The organism is Pseudarthrobacter sp. L19 (assembly GCF_050859435.1).
Lineage (GTDB): Bacteria > Actinomycetota > Actinomycetes > Actinomycetales > Micrococcaceae > Arthrobacter.
This window is the reverse complement of record NZ_CP193935.1, coordinates 385,402-403,419: the sequence shown is the minus strand read 5'-3', so window position 1 is coordinate 403,419 and position 18,018 is coordinate 385,402. Positions and strand designations below refer to the sequence as shown.

14 protein-coding genes and 3 pseudogenes are annotated in these 18,018 nt (G+C 68.4%); 13 read left to right on the top strand and 4 right to left on the bottom strand.

The window, feature by feature from the left end; all coding sequences use genetic code 11:
* Positions 1-41: 41 nt before the first annotated feature.
* From ACRQ5B_RS01805 to sdhC, 4 genes are all read right to left on the bottom strand, one after another.
* Positions 42-824 (bottom strand): succinate dehydrogenase iron-sulfur subunit, encoded by a 783-nt coding sequence (locus ACRQ5B_RS01805; RefSeq protein WP_432396342.1) that lies wholly within the window; start codon positions 822-824, stop codon positions 42-44.
* Position 825: 1 nt separating this feature from the next.
* On the bottom strand, positions 826-2,625 hold the full coding sequence (gene sdhA / locus ACRQ5B_RS01800; RefSeq protein WP_412882390.1) for a succinate dehydrogenase flavoprotein subunit: 1,800 nt from the start codon (positions 2,623-2,625) through the stop codon (positions 826-828).
* Between the two features lie 117 nt (positions 2,626-2,742).
* Complete coding sequence (locus ACRQ5B_RS01795; RefSeq protein WP_412882391.1) at positions 2,743-3,225, bottom strand: succinate dehydrogenase hydrophobic membrane anchor subunit; 483 nt, start codon at positions 3,223-3,225, stop codon at positions 2,743-2,745.
* 2 nt (positions 3,226-3,227) lie between these two features.
* The gene (sdhC, locus tag ACRQ5B_RS01790; protein ID WP_412882392.1) at positions 3,228-3,608 is read right to left on the bottom strand and encodes a succinate dehydrogenase, cytochrome b556 subunit; all 381 of its coding nucleotides are present in this window, start codon (positions 3,606-3,608) and stop codon (positions 3,228-3,230) included.
* 256 nt (positions 3,609-3,864) lie between these two features.
* Here sdhC and ACRQ5B_RS01785 point away from each other — a divergent pair, with 256 nt between their 5' ends.
* From ACRQ5B_RS01785 to ACRQ5B_RS01725, 13 genes and pseudogenes are all read left to right on the top strand, one after another.
* On the top strand, positions 3,865-5,019 hold the full coding sequence (locus ACRQ5B_RS01785) for a mannose-1-phosphate guanylyltransferase (protein WP_290258850.1): 1,155 nt from the start codon (positions 3,865-3,867) through the stop codon (positions 5,017-5,019).
* A 130-nt stretch (positions 5,020-5,149) separates the two neighbouring features.
* Positions 5,150-6,357 (top strand): annotated as a pseudogene (locus ACRQ5B_RS01780) (amidohydrolase).
* 199 nt (positions 6,358-6,556) lie between these two features.
* Positions 6,557-7,042, top strand: coding sequence for a MarR family winged helix-turn-helix transcriptional regulator (locus ACRQ5B_RS01775; RefSeq protein ID WP_432396336.1), 486 nt, complete (start codon positions 6,557-6,559; stop codon positions 7,040-7,042).
* 64 nt (positions 7,043-7,106) lie between these two features.
* Positions 7,107-7,538, top strand: coding sequence for an organic hydroperoxide resistance protein (locus tag ACRQ5B_RS01770; protein ID WP_290258853.1), 432 nt, complete (start codon positions 7,107-7,109; stop codon positions 7,536-7,538).
* Positions 7,535-8,560, top strand: coding sequence for an NADP-dependent oxidoreductase (locus ACRQ5B_RS01765; RefSeq protein WP_432396332.1), 1,026 nt, complete (start codon positions 7,535-7,537; stop codon positions 8,558-8,560). Before ACRQ5B_RS01770 ends, ACRQ5B_RS01765 begins: the two co-directional genes overlap by 4 nt.
* Before the next feature lie 319 nt (positions 8,561-8,879).
* A pseudogene (locus ACRQ5B_RS01760) lies at positions 8,880-9,993 on the top strand (BMP family lipoprotein).
* Between the two features lie 229 nt (positions 9,994-10,222).
* Positions 10,223-11,818, top strand: coding sequence for an ABC transporter ATP-binding protein (locus ACRQ5B_RS01755; protein ID WP_432396330.1), 1,596 nt, complete (start codon positions 10,223-10,225; stop codon positions 11,816-11,818).
* Complete coding sequence (locus ACRQ5B_RS01750; protein WP_432396327.1) at positions 11,811-13,184, top strand: ABC transporter permease; 1,374 nt, start codon at positions 11,811-11,813, stop codon at positions 13,182-13,184. The genes ACRQ5B_RS01755 and ACRQ5B_RS01750 overlap by 8 nt, the downstream gene beginning before the upstream one ends.
* A pseudogene (locus ACRQ5B_RS01745) lies at positions 13,181-14,691 on the top strand (ABC transporter permease). Before ACRQ5B_RS01750 ends, ACRQ5B_RS01745 begins: the two are co-directional and overlap by 4 nt.
* Complete coding sequence (locus tag ACRQ5B_RS01740) at positions 14,688-15,131, top strand: cytidine deaminase (protein WP_412882400.1); 444 nt, start codon at positions 14,688-14,690, stop codon at positions 15,129-15,131. Before ACRQ5B_RS01745 ends, ACRQ5B_RS01740 begins: the two are co-directional and overlap by 4 nt.
* Positions 15,128-16,459 carry a thymidine phosphorylase gene (locus ACRQ5B_RS01735; protein WP_432396324.1) on the top strand — a complete coding sequence of 444 codons (1,332 nt, stop codon included), beginning with the start codon at positions 15,128-15,130 and terminating at the stop codon, positions 16,457-16,459. Before ACRQ5B_RS01740 ends, ACRQ5B_RS01735 begins: the two co-directional genes overlap by 4 nt.
* A 79-nt stretch (positions 16,460-16,538) precedes the next feature.
* Complete coding sequence (locus ACRQ5B_RS01730) at positions 16,539-17,150, top strand: DedA family protein (protein WP_432396321.1); 612 nt, start codon at positions 16,539-16,541, stop codon at positions 17,148-17,150.
* Between the two features lie 144 nt (positions 17,151-17,294).
* Positions 17,295-18,017: a DedA family protein gene (locus ACRQ5B_RS01725; RefSeq protein ID WP_432396318.1), complete on the top strand. Its 723-nt coding sequence runs from the start codon at positions 17,295-17,297 to the stop codon at positions 18,015-18,017.
* The last annotated feature ends 1 nt before the right edge of the window (position 18,018 follow it).

The window sequence follows — 18,018 nt, the reverse complement described above, 5'->3', positions numbered from 1 at the left end:
GTCGTTGTGGTGCTGCTGTGCCCGCGAGGGCTCAGCGGTGCTTAGACCTTGCGGGACAGGATGGCCTGCTTGACCTCAGCGATGGCCTGCGTGACCTGGATGCCGCGGGGGCATGCCTCGGTGCAGTTGAAGGTGGTGCGGCAGCGCCACACGCCTTCCTTGTCGTTGAGGATCTCCAGGCGCATGTCGCCGGCATCGTCGCGGGAGTCGAAGATGAAGCGGTGCGCGTTGACGATCGCGGCCGGGCCGAAGTACTGGCCGTCGGTCCAGAACACCGGGCAGGACGAGGTGCACGCGGCGCACAGGATGCACTTGGTGGTGTCGTCGAACCGCTCACGGTCCTCGGCGGACTGCAGGCGTTCCTTGGTGGGCTCATGGCCGCGGTTGATCAGGAACGGCATGACCTCGCGGAAGGACTGGAAGAACGGCTCCATGTCCACGATCAGGTCCTTTTCGACCGGCAGGCCCTTGATCGGCTCGACCGTGATGGGCTTGGAGGTGTCCAGGTCCTTGAGCAGGGTCTTGCAGGCCAGGCGGTTGCGGCCGTTGATGCGCATGGCATCGGAGCCGCAGACGCCGTGCGCGCAGGACCGGCGGAAGGAGACGCTGCCGTCCTGCTCCCACTTGATCTTGTGCAGGGCGTCCAGCACGCGGTCGGTGCCGTACATGGTGACCTGGAAGTCATCCCAGGTGGCCTCCTCGGAGACCTCGGGGTTGTAGCGGCGCACGCGCAGCGTCACGTCGAAGGACGGGATGTCCCCGCCGCCGCCGACGCCGGCGGGCAGTTCGATCTTGGAGGCTGGCTCAGCGAGTTCAGCGGTCATCTTAGTACTTCCTCACCATCGGCTCGTAGCGCGTGAAGACCACCGGTTTGGTAGCCAGCCGGATGCCGGCGATCGCCTCGGCGGAACCGTCCGCCGGGGCGTGCTCATCCTTGTACGCCATGGAGTGCTTCATGAATTTTTCGTCGTCGCGCTCGGGGAAGTCCTCGCGGAAGTGTCCGCCGCGGGATTCCTCGCGGTGCAGGGCCGCCACGGTCATGACCTTGGCCAGCTCCAGCAGGAAGCCCAGCTCCACGGCCTCGAGCAGGTCGAGGTTGAAGCGCTTGCCCTTGTCCTGGACGTTGATCCGCTGGTAGCGCTCCTCGAAGGACGCGATGTCCTTCAGGACCTGGTTCAGCGTGTCGGCGGTGCGGAACACCTGCATGTTGGCGTCCATGGTGTCCTGCAGTTCCTTGCGGATCTGGGCCACCTTTTCGGTGCCATTGGCGGTGCGGACGTGCTCCAGGAGGTTCAGCGTGTAGGCCTCCGGATCCGCGGGCAGTTCCACGAAGTCGGCGGTCTTGGCGTACTCGGCGGCGGCGACGCCAGCGCGCTTGCCGAAGACGTTGATGTCCAGCAGCGAGTTGGTGCCCAGGCGGTTGGAGCCGTGGACGGAGACGCAGGCGACCTCACCGGCGGCGTAGAGGCCCGGGATGATCGTGTCGTTGTCCTGCAGGACCTCGGCGCTGATGTTCGTGGGGATGCCGCCCATGGCGTAGTGCGCGGTCGGGAAGACCGGGACCGGCTCGGTGTACGGCTCGACGCCCAGGTAGGTGCGGGCGAACTCGGTGATGTCCGGGAGCTTGGCGTCGATGTGCGCCGGTTCCAGGTGCGTCAGGTCCAGGAGGACGTAGTCCTTGTTCGGGCCGCAGCCGCGGCCCTCGCGGACCTCGTTCGCCATCGACCGGGCCACGATGTCACGCGGTGCCAGGTCCTTGATGGTGGGGGCGTAGCGCTCCATGAAGCGCTCACCTTCGGAGTTGCGCAGAATCGCGCCCTCGCCGCGGGCGGCCTCGGAGAGCAGGATGCCCAGGCCGGCCAGGCCTGTCGGGTGGAACTGGAAGAACTCCATGTCCTCCAGGGGGATGCCGCGGCGGAACGCGATGCCCATGCCGTCACCGGTAAGGGTGTGGGCGTTGGAGGTGGTCTTGAAGACCTTGCCGGCGCCGCCGGAGGCGAACACGACCGACTTGGCCTGGAAGACGTGCAGTTCGCCGGAGGCCAGGTCGTAGGACACGACGCCGGCAACGCGCTTCTGCTTGTACGGGGTGCCGTCCTCGCGGACCGCATCTTCCTCGACCGTCAGCAGGTCCAGCACGTAGTACTCGTTGTAGAACTCAACGTTGTGCTTGACGCAGTTTTGGTAGAGGGTCTGGAGGATCATGTGGCCGGTGCGGTCGGCGGCGTAGCAGGCGCGGCGGACCGGGGCCTTGCCGTGGTCGCGGGTGTGGCCGCCGAAGCGGCGCTGGTCGATCCGGCCCTCGGGCGTGCGGTTGAACGGCAGGCCCATCTTCTCGAGGTCCAGGACGGCGTCAATAGCTTCCTTCGCCATGACCTCGGCGGCGTCCTGGTCAACCAGGTAGTCGCCACCCTTGATGGTGTCGAAGGTGTGCCATTCCCAGTTGTCTTCCTCGACGTTGGCCAGGGCGGCGCACATGCCGCCCTGTGCCGCGCCGGTGTGGGAGCGCGTGGGGTAAAGCTTGGTCAGTACCGCTGTTCGGGCGCGCTGACCGGATTCGATCGCTGCGCGCATGCCCGCGCCACCGGCGCCGACGATGACGACGTCGTACTTATGGACCTGCATACCAGATGCTCTTTCTCTCAAAATTCGCTGTGAACACCGCCGGCGAGACCAGGACGGTGGGGCGCACTGTTCCTGCCCGACGGGCAGGCAGGACTCAGCGGCCGGGGACCGGGGCGGCTACGGGGTGGGGCAGAACCCGCCGGGCAGCTGCACGCCGTCGACCACGGGGCAGGGGTTGAAGGTGAAGATCACCAGGGTGCCGAGGATGACGATCGCCGCGGCGGCCGCGTACAGCACGATCTTCAGCCACAGGCGCGTGGCGTCCTTCTCGGCGTAGTCGTTGATGATGGTGCGGACACCGTTGCTGCCGTGCAGCATAGCCAGCCACAGCATCGCCAGGTCCCAGACCTGCCAGAACGGGTCAGCCCACTTGCCGGCGACGAAGCCGAAGTCAATCGCGTGGATGCCTTCGCCGACCATCAGGTTCACGAACAGGTGGCCGAAGATGAGGACCACCAGGACGACGCCGGAGAGCCGCATGAACAGCCATGCCAGCATCTCGAAGTTGCCCTTCGAGGAACCGTTGCGGTTGTACTTCGGGGCGACGCGGCCCGCGCCGACCTTGCCGGAGCGCGGGCTCTGGATCTGCGTTGCACTCATGGCTAGTGACCTCCGAGGGCGAGGGACAGGTGGCGGATGGAGAAGCCGACCATGACGATGACCCAGAGGGCCAGAACCGTCCACAGCATCTGGCGCTGGTACTTGGCGCCCTTCTTCCAGAAGTCGACGGCGATGATCCGCAGGCCGTTGAAGGCGTGGAACACGATCGCCGCGACGAGGCCCGTTTCACCCAGGGCCATGAGGGGGTTCTTGTAAGCGCCGATCACGGCGGTGTACGCCTCCGGGGACACACGCACCAACGACGTGTCCAGCACGTGGACCAACAAGAAGAAAAAGATCACTACACCGGTAACGCGGTGTCCAACCCAGGACCACATGCCTTCACGGCCGCGGTACAAGGTGCCAGCTGGTTTTGTCGGCACTGAATAAACCTCCCTGCAACACAGCGGCGCTGGCATGGGATCCACGCGGGGGAACGCCTGCTGCGAGAGCACTCGTAAGCTCAAGCCTAAATCTAGGCTTCGCTGTCAGCTTATTCAATTCAGGGCGGCGGCACCGAGGGGACCTTCCGCTGTTTTTGCCCGGTTTTGAGACGAACGCCACATTCGCTGGCGTTGCGGGCCAATTTGAGGTCAGTGATCCGGGGCTGTGGAGCGGGTGTCGGTTAGAGTGGCCGTGATGAATACTGATAATGTGACCGGCCTCGAGCCGCATGATGCTGCCGCGGATTCGCCCCTGGACCGTTTCATCGCGGTGATCCCGGCCGGGGGTGTCGGGACGCGCCTCTGGCCGCTGTCCCGCGCCGCGGCCCCGAAGTTCCTGCACGACCTCACCGGGTCCGGCAGCACCTTGTTGCGCGCCACCTACGACCGCCTGGAGCCTCTGGCCGGCAGCCGGATGCTGGTCGTCACCGGCAACGCCCACCGCGAGGCCGTGTGCCGCCAGCTGCCCGAGATCCATGACGCCGACCTGGTGCTCGAGAGCGAGCCGAAGGACTCCGGCGCCGCGATCGGCCTGGCCGCCGCCATCCTTTACGAGCGCGACCCGGACACCATCATGGGCTCCTTCGCCGCGGACCAGGTCATCAGCCCCGACGAGCTGTTCCAGGACGCCGTCCGCGAGGCCATTTACACCGCCGCCTACGGCAAGATCGTCACCATCGGCATCAAGCCGACGCACCCCTCCACCGGCTTCGGCTACATCCGCGCCGGCGAGCAGCTGAGCGTCCCGAACGCCCCCAGCGCCCACACGGTGGTGGAGTTCGTCGAGAAGCCCAGCGAGGACGTCGCCCAGCAGTACGTGGACAGCGGCGAGTACGTCTGGAACGCCGGCATGTTCGTCGCCCCTGTGTCCCTGATGCTCAAGCACCTCGAGGCCAACCAGCCGGAGCTGTTCGCCGGCCTGCAGGAGATCGCCAAGGCCTGGGACACCCCGCTGCGTGACGAGGTCACCGCCCGCGTCTGGCCCACGCTGCCCAAGATCGCCATCGACTATGCCGTGGCCGAGCCCGCCGCCGAGGCCGGGGACGTCGCCGTCGTGCCCGGCACCTTCCGTTGGGACGACGTCGGGGACTTCGCCTCTGTGGGCCGGCTCAACAGTGCCAAGGAGGTCGACGAGGTCACCGTGATCGGCGCCGGCGCCCGGGTCTTCACCGAAAACGCCAGCGGCGTGGTGGTCACCGACACCAAGCGCGTCATCGCCCTGATCGGCATCAAGGACGTCGTGATCGTGGACACCCCGGACGCCCTGCTGGTCACCACCAAGGCCCACTCGCAGCGGGTCAAGGCCGCCGTCGACGCCCTCAAGGCCAGCGGCGACACGGACGTCCTCTAGCCAAGCCGCGCATTAGCGCCGCTGACCTGCGCATTCACTGCCGCCCGGGACCCGATGGGTACCCGGGCGGCGGTGCGTAATGCGCCGTCCGGGATGCCGCTATTTTTTGGACTGTGGCTACAGTGATTGAGTGCGCAATTACACTACCGAGGCCGAGCCCACCACCCGCGTGGAACCCTGGCTGGAGCCCCTCCTGCCGGAACTGATCGACTTCCGCCGTGACCTGCACGCGCACCCCGAGCTGTCCTTCAAGGAATTCCGCACCACGGACAAACTCGCCAGCCGGCTGGAGGCCGCCGGGCTGAAGCCGCGGCGCCTGGAAGGCACTGGCCTGACCGTGGACGTGGGGGAGGGACCCATCGCCACCGCCCTGCGCGGCGACATCGACGCGCTGCCGATCATCGAAGAAACCGGCCTGGAGTTCGCCTCCAAGAACCACGGGGTCACCCATGCCTGCGGCCACGACGTGCACACCACCACCATGCTCGGCATCGCCCTGGTCCTGCAGCGCATGCACGAAGCCTCCCGCTGGGCGGGACGGTCCGGATCATCTTCCAGCCGGCCGAGGAAACCATGCCCGGCGGCGCCCACGCCTGCATTGAACAGGGCGTCCTGGAGGGTGTGCCCCGGATCCTGGCGCTGCACTGTGACCCGCGGATCGAGGTGGGCAAGATCGGCACCCGCATCGGCGCCATCACCTCCGCCTCGGACACCATCAAGATCGAACTCTCCGGCCGCGGCGGCCACACCTCCCGCCCGCACCTGACCGAGGAGTTGGTCTTCGCCCTCGCCCAGATCGCCATCAACGTCCCCGCCGTCCTGTCCCGCCGAGTGGACGTCCGCAGCGGCGTCTCCGTCGTGTGGGGCCACATCTCCGCCGGCGCCGCCCCGAACGCCATCCCGGCCAGCGGCTACATGGCCGGCACCATGCGCTGCCTGGACCGGGACGCCTGGCACAGCGCCGGCCGGATCCTCGACGAGGTGGTCCAGCAGATCGCCGCACCCTACGGCGTAGACGTCCACCTCGAGCACACCCGCGGCGTCCCGCCGGTGGTCAACTCCGAGCACGAGACGGCCCTGATCGAGGCCTCCGCCCGCGCCGAGATCGGCGAGAGCTCCGTGGTGCTCACCCCGCAGTCCATGGGCGGGGAGGACTTCGCCTGGTTCCTGGCCGACCTGCCCGGGGCCATGATGCGGCTGGGCACCAAGGCGCCCGGCGGCGAGGAGTACGACCTGCATCGCGGCGACTACATCCTGGACGAGCGCGCCCTGGGCCTGGGCATCCGGGTCCTCACCGCAGCGGCCCTGCGCACCCTCCGGGACCTCGAGCAGCAGTAGCGCCTCCGCCTCACCGTCTGGCTTCCGCGCCGGAATTCCCCACCTTCGCCTCCCCGGCGCCGCGACGCGCCGTCGGATCCCAAGGACAGGCCGCAGGACGACGTCGAACCCGGGGAAATTTCGCGGGCGGCCCCGGTCGCGGCATTAGGTTGTGCACAACTGAGTTGCGCACAATTGAAAAGATGCGTACGGTGGAACCATGCCCGCTTCCGCAGAGACTTCCGACGCCGTGAACCGGCCCGAGGCGCCCCGCCTCGATGTGCCCCGCCTCGACAGGCAGGTGTGCTTCGCCATGTACTCGGCCTCCCGCGCCGCGACGGCGGCCTACCGGCCGATGCTGGAGGAGCTGGGCCTGACCTACCCGCAGTACCTGGCCATGATGGTGCTCTGGGAAGACCAGCCACGCAGCGTTCGTGACCTCGGCGAGGAGCTCGGCTTGGATTCGGGCACGCTGTCCCCGCTGCTGAAGCGGCTCGAGGCGCTGGGCTTCGTGGAACGGCGCCGGTCCGCCGAGGATGAGCGGCGGGTCGAGGTCTTCCTGACCGACGCCGGCGCAGCCTTGAGCGCCCGCGCCGCCGGTATTCCGCAGCGACTGGCCGACGCCGCCGGACTGTCCGCCGCGGAGCTGGACCAGCTCCGCGAAACCCTGACCCGGCTGGCCGCGGCCCTGCACCCCGGCCACTGACGGCATCCGGCCCGTTGCCAGGTCCACACCAAAGACTTTCCCCACCCCGACAGATTGGATCCCCATGAAAACCCTGTACACGGCGGAGGCCCTCGCCTCCGGTGAAGGACGCGACGGCAACGCCCAGACCAACGACGGCAAGCTCAACGTCACGCTCGCCAGCCCGGTGGAGCTGGGTGGCAGCGGCGAGGGCACCAACCCGGAGCAGCTCTTCGCCGCCGGCTACGCTGCCTGCTTCCACTCGGCCCTGCGCCTGGTGGGCCGCCAGCAGAAGGCGGACCTGACCGATTCCGCGGTCGCCGCGAAGATCCACCTCGGTGCCCTGGACGGCGGCGCCGGCTACGGCATCGCCGCCGAACTCGAGATCGCTCTGCCCGCCGTCGACCGCGAGACCGCCGAGGCGCTCGTGGCCAAGGCCCACGAGGTCTGCCCCTACTCCAACGCCACCCGTGGCAACATCACCGTAGACATCACCATCATGGAGGTCGCCGCATGAGCACCGAGAACACCACCATTCCCACCAGCACCCGCGAGATCCAGCTGGCCTCCCGCCCGCACGGCCGCCCCGTGCCGGAGAACTTCCGCCTGGCCGAGTCGGCCTTGCCGGAGCTGCAGGACGGCCAGGTCCTGGTCCGCAACCTCTTCATCTCCGTCGACCCGTACATGCGCGGCCGGATGAACGACGTGAAGTCCTATTCCGCGCCGTTCGCCCTGGACGCGGCCATGGAGGGCGGCGCCGTCGGCGAGATCATCGCCTCCCGCTCCGAGGACCGCAAGGTCGGCGACACCGTCGTGCACAGCCTCGGCTGGCGTGAATACGCCGTCCTGGATGCCGACGCCACCTCGCCGGCCCGCACGGACCTCGCCCCGGCGTCGGTCTTCCTCGGCGCTCTCGGCATGACCGGCCTGACCGCCTACGCCGGCCTGCTGAAGGTCGCCGACTTCAAGCCCGGCGACGCCGTGTTCGTCTCCGGTGCCGCCGGCGCCGTCGGCTCCCTGGTGGGCCAGCTCGCCAAGGCCATGGGCGCCTCCCGGGTCATCGGCAGCGCCGGCACCCCGGAGAAGGTTGCCCGCCTGCTCGAGCTCGGCTTCGACGCCGCGTTCAACTACCACGACGGCCCGGTCCGCGACCTGCTCAAGGACGCCGCGGGGGAGAAGGGCATCGACGTCTACTTCGACAACGTCGGCGGCGAGCACCTCGAGGCCGCGCTCTCGGTGATGAACGTCGGCGGCCGCGTCGCCATGTGCGGTGCCATCGCGCAGTACAACTCCACCGAGCCGACCCCGGCCCCGCGGAACCTGATGCTGGCCATCGGCAAGCAGCTGACCCTCAAGGGCTTCCTGGTGGGCGGCTACTGGCAGTACATGGGCGAGTTCGTCGAGAAGGTCTCCGGCTGGATTGCCGACGGCACCATCCGCTACGACGAGACGATCGTGGATGGCCTGGAGAACGCCCCGCAGGCCTTCATGGACCTGCTCGACGGTGCCAACACCGGCAAGATGCTCGTCCGCATCTAAGCGAACATCCTGCCCGCGCACCGCGTGCGGCTCCGAAAGGGCCCCGGACTCACTGTCTGGGGCCCTTTGCGCGCCCGGGGGCAAGGCAGGCAGGGGAGGAGCGGGGTAGGGAAGTGCGTTGGTAACAACTTCTCAACAATCTGGGAAACCGCTGTGAACTGTGTTACCCGACGTGGTGCAGGCCACTAAAGTAACTGGAATCAGTGCGCCTCGGCGCAGTGCTGCGAACGCCTCAGTGACAACAGTGTTTCGGGAGCAACACCGTAAGCGGACACTCATTGAACCCCCGTCGTAGCGCCCACCCCTTCCTGGAGGAACTTTGAAGAACTCACTGCGCGCAACTCTCAAGCGCGGTTCCATGGCCGGCGTCGCCACCGCGGGTGCGGCCGCCCTGCTGCTGACCGGCTGCGGTGCCGCCCCGTCCTCGTCCAACGCCTCGGGCTCCGCGACCAAGTCCGACTACACCGCCTGCATGGTGTCCGACTCCGGCGGGTTCGACGACAAGTCGTTCAACCAGTCCGGTTACGAGGGCCTGCAGAACGCCGCCAAGGACCTGGGCATCAACGAGAAGCACGTCCAGTCCAAGGCCGACACGGACTACGATCCGAACCTCCGCTCCATGGTCCAGCAGGGCTGCAAGCTCACCGTGACCGTCGGCTTCCTCCTCGGCGACGCCACCAAGTCCATCGCGACCGCCAACCCGAACAACCACTTCGCGATCATCGACTACAACGACCCGACCTTCCCGAAGAACGTCAAGCCGATCGTCTACGACACGGCCCAGGCCGCGTTCCTGGCCGGCTATTTGGCCGCCGGTACCTCCAAGACCGGCAAGGTCGCCACCTTCGGCGGCATCAACATCCCCACCGTCACCATCTTCATGGACGGCTTCGCCGACGGCGTGAAGTACTACAACCAGAAGAAAAGCAAGAACGTCCAGCTCCTCGGCTGGGACAAGGACAAGCAGGACGGCACCTTCGTCGGCGACTTCAAGCAGGTCGACAAGGGCAAGGTCCTGACCCAGGGCTTCCTGGACCAGGGCGCGGACATCGTCCTGCCCGTCGCCGGCCCGGTCGGCGGCGGCGCCGGCAGCGCCATCCTGGACGCCAAGTCCAAGGGCAAGGACGCCAAGCTCATCTGGGTTGACTCCGACGAGTTACCTGACCGCCGCCGAGTACAAGTCCGTGATCCTGTCCTCCGTGCAGAAGACCATGTCCACCGCCGTCGAATCCGTCATCAAGGACGACAAGGACGGCAAGTTCGACGCCGCCCCGTACATCGGCACCCTGGAAAACGGCGGCGTGGCCCTGGCCCCGTTCCACGACCTGGATTCCGCCGTTCCGGCCGACCTCAAGAGCGAGCTGGACCAGCTGAAGAAGGACATCATCTCCGGCACCGTCAAGGTCGAGTCGAAGTCCAGCCCGACCAAGTAAGCACCACACCGCGGGGCGCGCTGCCCTTCCGCCGTCACCCGGCCGAAGGGCAGCGCGTTCTGTTTTGCCGGGACCTCCCGGCACCCCGCCGGACCGCCTTTGGGGAAGCCCCGCCCGGCCACCACCCTGCCCAGTAACCACCCGTGACACTAGGCTGGGATCACCCGCTGCGCTGCCGCCCACCACGGCGCCGGAGCAGTCCATTTACACAGACAGATTGGTTGGGGTTTTGAAACTCGAACTGAAGGGGATCACGAAGCGCTTCGGATCCCTGGTAGCCAATGACCACATTGACCTGGTCGTCGAACCCGGGCAGGTGCACTGCCTGCTGGGAGAAAACGGCGCCGGCAAGTCCACCCTGATGAACGTCCTCTACGGTCTCTACGACCCGACCGAGGGCGAGATCCTGGTCGACGACAAGCCCGTGGTCTTCAAGGATCCGGGCGAGGCGATGGCCGCCGGCATCGGCATGGTCCACCAGCACTTCATGCTCATCCCGGTCTTCACCGTGGCCGAGAACGTGGCCCTCGGCAACGAGACCACCAAGGGCGCCGGGCTGCTGAACCTGGACGCCACGCGCGAGAAGATCCGGCAGATCTCGGACCAGTACGGCTTCGACGTCGACCCCGACGCGATGGTCGAGGACCTCCCCGTCGGTGTCCAGCAGCGCGTCGAGATCATCAAGGCCCTGGTCCGCGACGCCGAGGTCCTGATCCTGGACGAGCCCACCGCCGTGCTCACCCCGCAGGAAACGGACGAACTCCTGGACATCATTCGGCAGCTGAAGCGGGACGGGAAGTCGATCGTCTTCATCTCGCACAAGCTCCGCGAGGTCAAGGCAATCTCGGACACCATCACCGTCATCCGCCGCGGCAAGGTCGTCGGCCAGGCCGATCCCTCCGCCTCACCCACCGAACTGGCCTCCGCCATGGTGGGACGCGCCGTCAGCCTGAACCTGGACAAGGCTCCCGCCAGGACCGGCGACGTGACCTTCACGGTCCGGAACCTCACCGTGACCGACCACAACGGCCAGCACGTCGTCGACGGGCTGTCCTTCGATATCGCCAAGGGCGAGGTCCTCGCCATCGCCGGCGTGCAGGGCAACGGCCAGACCGAACTGACCGAGGCGATCCTCGGCGTCCAGCCGCACGTCACCGGATCGATCACGCTCGACGGCGAGGAACTGCTGGGCAAGAGCGTCAAGCACGTCCTCGGCGCCGGCGTCGGCTTCGTCCCCGAGGACCGCACCCTCGACGGCCTGGTCGGCACCTTCACCATCGCCGAGAACATGATCCTGGACCTCTACGACAAGGCCCCGTTCGCCCGCGGCGTCGGGATGAAACCCTCCGTGATCGCCGAGAACGCGGCCAAGAAGGTCGAGGAATTCGACGTCCGCACCCCCTCGGTCGCCGCCGCCGTCGGCACCCTCTCGGGCGGCAACCAGCAGAAGGTGGTGCTGGCCCGCGAGCTCTCCCGCCCGCTGCGGCTCTTCATCGCCTCCCAGCCCACCCGCGGCCTGGACGTCGGCTCGATCGAATTCGTGCACAAGCGCGTCATCGCCGAGCGCGACCACGGCACCCCGGTCATGATCGTCTCCACCGAACTCGACGAGGTCATGCAGCTGGCGGACCGAATCGCCGTGCTCTACCGCGGCAAGCTGGTCGGCATCGTGCCCGCCACCACCTCCCGCGACGTGCTGGGCCTGATGATGGCCGGCGTCCCGGCCGCCGAAGCCGAAGCCAGCGCCTCCGCCCACGCCCCCAGCGGCACGACGACGACGGCGCTCCCGGAGCCTGCCGGCCACGAAGGAGAAACCCATGTCTGAGAAGACAACCCCCGAGCCCCAGGCGCCGGGCGGCGCAAACCCCGAGCCCCAGGTGCCCGGCGGGACCACCCCCGAGGCCGTCGCCTCCGACGTCGCCCTCGACACCGCCGGCGGCCAGATGCAGCCCTCGGCCGTGCCGGCGGCCACCCAGCTGCACGGCGGTGACCGCGAGGGCACCGTGATGCACCGGATCTTCACCGGCAACGCCATGGTCTCCGTGCTCTCGGTCCTGCTCGCGATCGTGCTCGGCGGCATCCTGATGGCCGTCACCAACCCGAAGGTCGCCGCCGCGGCCGGGTATTTCTTCGCCCAGCCCGGCGACCTGCTCACCGAGGTCATCCGGCCCTACACCGCGCTGGTGCAGGGATCGATCTTCAATTGGGCCGGGGCGGACCTGTCCGCCCAGCTGTACCCGATCACGGAGACCTTCACGGTTGCCACGCCGCTGATCTGCGCCGGCCTCGGCGTCGCCCTCGCCTTCCGCGCCGGCCTGTTCAACATCGGCGCCCAGGGGCAGATCATCTTCGGTGCCCTGTTCGGCGCCTACGCCGGCTTCGCCTGGCACCTGCCCATCGGGCTGCACCTGCTCGTCGTCATCGTCGCCGGCCTGGTCGGCGGCGCGGTCTGGGGCGGCGTCGTCGGCCTGCTGAAGGCCCGCACCGGCGCCCACGAGGTGATCGTCACGATCATGCTCAACTACATCGCCAACTTCCTGCTGCTGTTCCTGCTGACCACACCGGCGTTCCAGCGCAAGGGCTCCACCAACCCGATCTCGCCGTTCCTGGACCCCAGCGCCCTGTTCCCGGAGCTGCTCGGACCGCAGTTCCGCCTGCACGCCGGATTCCTGGCCGCGATCCTGGCCACCGTGTTCGTCTGGTGGCTGCTGAACCGCTCCACCATCGGCTTTGAGTTCCGGGCCGTCGGCGCGAACCCGAGCGCCGCACGCACCGCCGGCATCAACGTCGCCCGCAGCACCATCCTGGTGATGGCGATCGCCGGCGCCTTGGCCGGCCTCGCCGGCATCGCCCAGGTCTCCGGCACCGAGAAGTACCTCTCCGGTGGCGTCGCCGCCTCGATCGGCTTCGACGCCATCACCGTCGCCCTGCTGGGCCGTTCGACGCCGTGGGGAACGTTATTCGCCGGCCTGCTCTTCGGCGCCTTCCGCGCCGGCGGCGTGGCCATGCAGGCCCAGACCCAGACCCCGATCGACATCGTCCTGGTCATCCAGTCCCTGATCGTGCTGTTCATCGCGGCGCCCCCGCTGGTGCGGGCGATCTTCGGACTGAACCCCCGTAAGAAAAAGACCACCACGAGTGGGACCGCCGGCACGCACGCCGGCGGCGTGAAGAGCGGAGCGGCAGCATGAGCGCCACCACACACTCCCCGGCCAGCACGCCGGGCACCGGGAAGGGCGGCGACACCGCCCCCGGCGGCAAGGCCGGAACCCCGGCCGCGGCCGAGCTGGTGAGCTGGAAGGCCGGCATCGGCCTGGGCCTGCTGGCCGTCCTCGGCACCGTCCTGTTCGGCTTCCTGGCCAACACCAAGTCCGCGGGCTTCCGGATCGCCGAGGCCCGCGACCCGAACGCCTCCTCCGCCGCGGCCTGGATCACCCTGGCCGTCGCCCTCGCCGCCGCGGCCTACGTCGGCTACCGCTGGATCAGCCAGCGGCGCGACGGCGGACCCGTGGACCGCTGGATCCCCGCCACCACCATCGCCGCCGTCGTCGTCCTGGGCCTGGCCGCCCTCGGCGTCGCGCAGGTGGAAAAGATCACCGTGCCCTCGATGGTGTTCGGCTGGATCTGCTCCGTGCTGCTGCTGGCCCTGGCCGGCTACACCATCTGGCTGACCCTGCAGCGCCGCCGCACCCCGCCTGGGTGGGCGGGCTCTTCGCCGTCGTCTTCCTGGTCGGCTTCATGATCTGGATCGTCGCCGGCGGACGCGACCCCGAACCCTCCATCTCCCTCGGCGGCCTGATGGCCGGCGCCGTCACCCTGGCCGTGCCGCTGGTCTTCGGCTCCCTCTCCGGCGTGCTCTGCGAGCGGGCCGGCGTGGTCAACATCGCCATCGAGGGCCAGCTGCTGCTGGGCGCCTTCTCCGCCGCCGTCGTCGCCACCATCACCGGCAACGTCTACATCGGCCTGGTGTCCGCCGCGATCGCCGGTGCGCTGGTCTCCCTGGTCCTGGCCGTCGTCAGCATCAAGTACCTGGTCAACCAGATCATCGTCGGCGTCGTGCTCAACGTCCTGATCAGCGGCCTCACCAGCTTCCTGTTCTCTACCCTGCTCACCGCGGACCCGGAGCACCTGAACAAGCCCGGCCGGCTGCAAGCGGTGGACATCCCGTTCCTGGCCGATATCCCGATCATCGGACCCATCCTGTTCCACCAGTCCCTGGTGGGCTACCTGATGTACATCGCCGTGATCGTGGTCTACGTCGGGCTGTTCCACACCAAGTGGGGCCTGCGCGTGCGCGCCGTCGGCGAACACCCGCAGGCGGCCGACACGGTGGGCATCAACGTCAACCGCACCCGGTTCATCAATGTCCTGATGGGCGGGGCGATCGCCGGCATCGGCGGCTCCTTCTTCACCCTTGTCTCCGTGGACGCGTTCAGCAAGGACATGTCCGGCGGCCGCGGCTACATCGCCCTCGCCGCCATGATCTTCGGCCGCTGGAACCCCATCGGGGCGTTCCTGGCCGCGCTGCTGTTCGGCTTCGCGGACAACCTGCAGAGCATCATCACCATCATCGGCTCGCCGGTGCCCAGCCAGTTCATGGCGATGCTGCCCTACGCCTTGACGGTGATCGCCGTCGCCGGGCTGGTCGGACGGTCCAGGCCGCCCGCGGCCGGCGGCATACCGTACGTGAAGGGGTGACGGGCGTGACCGGAAACCCCGCCGTCGAGCCCGTGGACCTCAGCGCTGCGGTGGACTGGCCGGCCCTCGAGGCCGCCGCCATCGCGGCGATGCGGAACGCCTACGCCCCCTATTCGTCCTTCCCGGTGGGGGCTGCCGCCCTTACCGCGGACGGGCGGATCGTCAGCGGCTGCAACGTCGAAAACGCCAGCTACGGCCTCACCCTCTGTGCCGAGTGCACCCTGGTGGGCAACCTGCAGATGACCGGCGGCGGGCAGTTGCGCGCCTTCTACTGCGTCGACGCGCACGGCACCGTCCTGATGCCGTGCGGCCGCTGCCGCCAGCTGCTCTACGAATTCCGCGCCCCGGACATGGAACTCATGACCACCCAGGGCATCAAGACGATGGACCAGGTGCTGCCCGACGCCTTTGGCCCCCAACATCTGGAGGAAACCCGATGACTCAGTCCAGCAACACAGCCAACAACACCGAATCCTTCGACGCCGTCGACATCATCCGCACCAAGCGGGACAAGGGCACGCTCAGCGCCGCCCAGATCGACTGGACGATCGACGCGTACACCCGCGGCGCCATCGCCGACGAGCAGATGGCCGCCCTGAACATGGCCATCCTGCTTAACGGCATGGACCGCGCGGAGATCTCCCGCTGGACCGCGGCGATGATCGCCTCCGGCGAGCGGATGGACTTCTCCAGCCTGCGCCGGCCCGACGGCGGCGTGAAGGCCACCTCGGACAAGCACTCCACCGGCGGAGTGGGGGACAAGATCACCCTCCCGCTGGCGCCCCTGGTGGCCGTCTTCGGCGTCGCCGTCCCGCAGCTCTCCGGCCGCGGCCTGGGACACACCGGCGGCACCCTGGACAAGCTCGAGGCGATCCCCGGCTGGCGCGCGGACCTCAGCAACGAGGAAATGCTCGCCCAGCTGCAGGACGTTGGCGCTGTCATCTGCGCCGCCGGCGCCGGCCTGGCCCCGGCGGACAAGAAGCTCTACGCCCTGCGCGATGTCACCGGAACGGTCGAGGCGATCCCGCTGATCGCGTCCTCGATCATGAGCAAGAAGATCGCCGAGGGCACCGGCTCCCTGGTGCTGGACGTCAAGGTGGGCAGCGGCGCGTTCATGAAGGACGAGGCGCGCGCCCGGGAGCTGGCCGAGACCATGGTGGCCCTGGGCAAGGACGCGGGCGTCAACACCGTGGCCCTGCTGACCAACATGAACACCCCGCTGGGCCTCACCGCGGGCAACGCGATCGAGGTCGAGGAATCCGTGGAGGTGCTCGCCGGGGGCGGCCCCGAGGACGTCGTCGAACTCACCGTCCGGCTGGCGGAGGAGATGCTGGCCTGCGCCGGCGTCCACGACGCCGACCCGCGGGCTGCGCTCAAGGACGGCCGCGCCATGGACGTCTGGAACCGGATGATCGAGGCCCAGGGCGGCGACCCGCGCGCGGCCCTGCCGGTGGCCAAGGAATCCGAAACCATCTACGCCCAGGCCGACGGTGTGCTGGTGGAACTCGACGCGATGGCCGTCGGCGTCGCGGCCTGGCGCCTGGGTGCAGGCCGGGCCCGCAAGGAGGACCAGGTCCAGGCCGGCGCCGGCGTGCGGATGCACGCCAAGCCCGGCGCCACCGTCCGCGCCGGCGAACCGCTGATGACGCTGCTGACCGACACCCCGGAAAAGTTCGAGCGGGCCAAGGAAGCGCTTGAGCACGCCGCCGTGATCGCCCCCGAAGGATCCCGTCCGGCCCAGCAGTTGATCATCGACCGCATCGCCTAAGACCACCGCGGGGACCCGGCAGTACACTGGCTGCACAGCAGTCCGGGAGAAACCGGGTCCCGCCGTGCGTTAGGAAATCGTGCAGGCAATCAACGACTTCATCCTGGCAGCCGCAGGCCAGCCGTGGGTTCTCATCCTGGTCTTCGCCTGCTGCCTCATCGACGGCTTCTTCCCACCGGTGCCGAGCGAGTCTGTGGTGGTGGGCCTGGCCGCCGTCACCGCCACCGCCGGCGTCCCCAACCCGGTTCTGCTGCTCGCCGTGGCCGCCGCCGGGGCCTTCGCCGGGGACAACATTGCGTACGCGATCGGCCGTTCCGCCGGGACCGACCGCTGGCGCTGGATGCGCGGCTACCGGACCCAGCGGGCGCTGGCCTGGGCCGGCCGGGAACTGCGGAAGCGGCCCGCGTCGCTGATCATGGTGGCCCGCTTCATCCCCATTGGCCGCGTTGCCGTCAACCTCACCGCCGGGGCGACCGGATACTCCCGGCCCCAATTCGTCGGCCTCACCGCGCTCTCCGCAGTCCTCTGGGGCGCGTACTCCGTGGGCATCGGATTGTTTTTCGGCCAGTGGTTCGATCACAACCACCTGCTCGCCGCCACTATCGCCATCATCTGTGCGGTCCTGCTCGGCATTGCCGTGGACCTGGTCCTGAACCGGCTCCGCCGGGGAACCCCGATGAAGGCGCCGTGACGATCCCGCGTAGCGCCGGGGGAGCCGGTCGTGGGACACTGGGATGCGATGCACATCACCCAGTCGACGACGGCGTGAGACGTCTCCCGTTCCGCACCCTTTCCGTTGTCCGCACCCGTTCAGTTTCCGAGGAGCACAGCCCGCGTGGAGTTCATTAATGAGGCCGTGCTCCATGCCGCCGGCCAATGGTGGATTTATCCCCTCCTGCTGGTCTTCTTCTTTGTCGACGGCTTCGCGATGGTGGTGCCCAGCGAGACCCTGATCGTGGCCCTGGCCGCGTACTCACGGCACAGCGGCGAGCCCAACCTCTGGATCCTCGGCCTGACGGCCCTGGTCGGAGCGATCGCCGGCGACAACATGGCCTACCTGCTGGGCAGCCGGATCGGGCTGGAACGCTTCCGCTGGATGCGGAAGCCCAAGGTGCAGCGGGTCTTCGCCTGGGCCCGGTACGAGCTCGAAAAGCGCGGCGCCGTGCTGATCTTCACCGCCCGTTACATCCCCTGGGGACGCGTCGCGGTCAACTACGTCGCCGGCACCACGGGCTTCCCGCACCGCCGCTTCTTCCTGCTCGACGCCTTCGCCTGCCTGACCTGGGTGGTGTACTCGCTGGGCATCGGCCTCCTGGCCAGCTCCTTCCCGTGGCTGCACCACAACCCGCTGCTCAGCGCCGGGATCGCCGTCGTCTTCGCGATCGTGCTCGGCGTCGGTGTGGACCACGCGCTGCGCTGGTGGCACAAGCGCCTGGGCCGTCGCGACGAGGCCGCCGGCGAGTCGGCACCGGAGGCCGCACACGATGGCGCACCGGAGGCCACCCACGAGGCCGCGGCCCCCGCCCGGCACGCGCCAAGCGACGCCTCGCGGAAGTAGC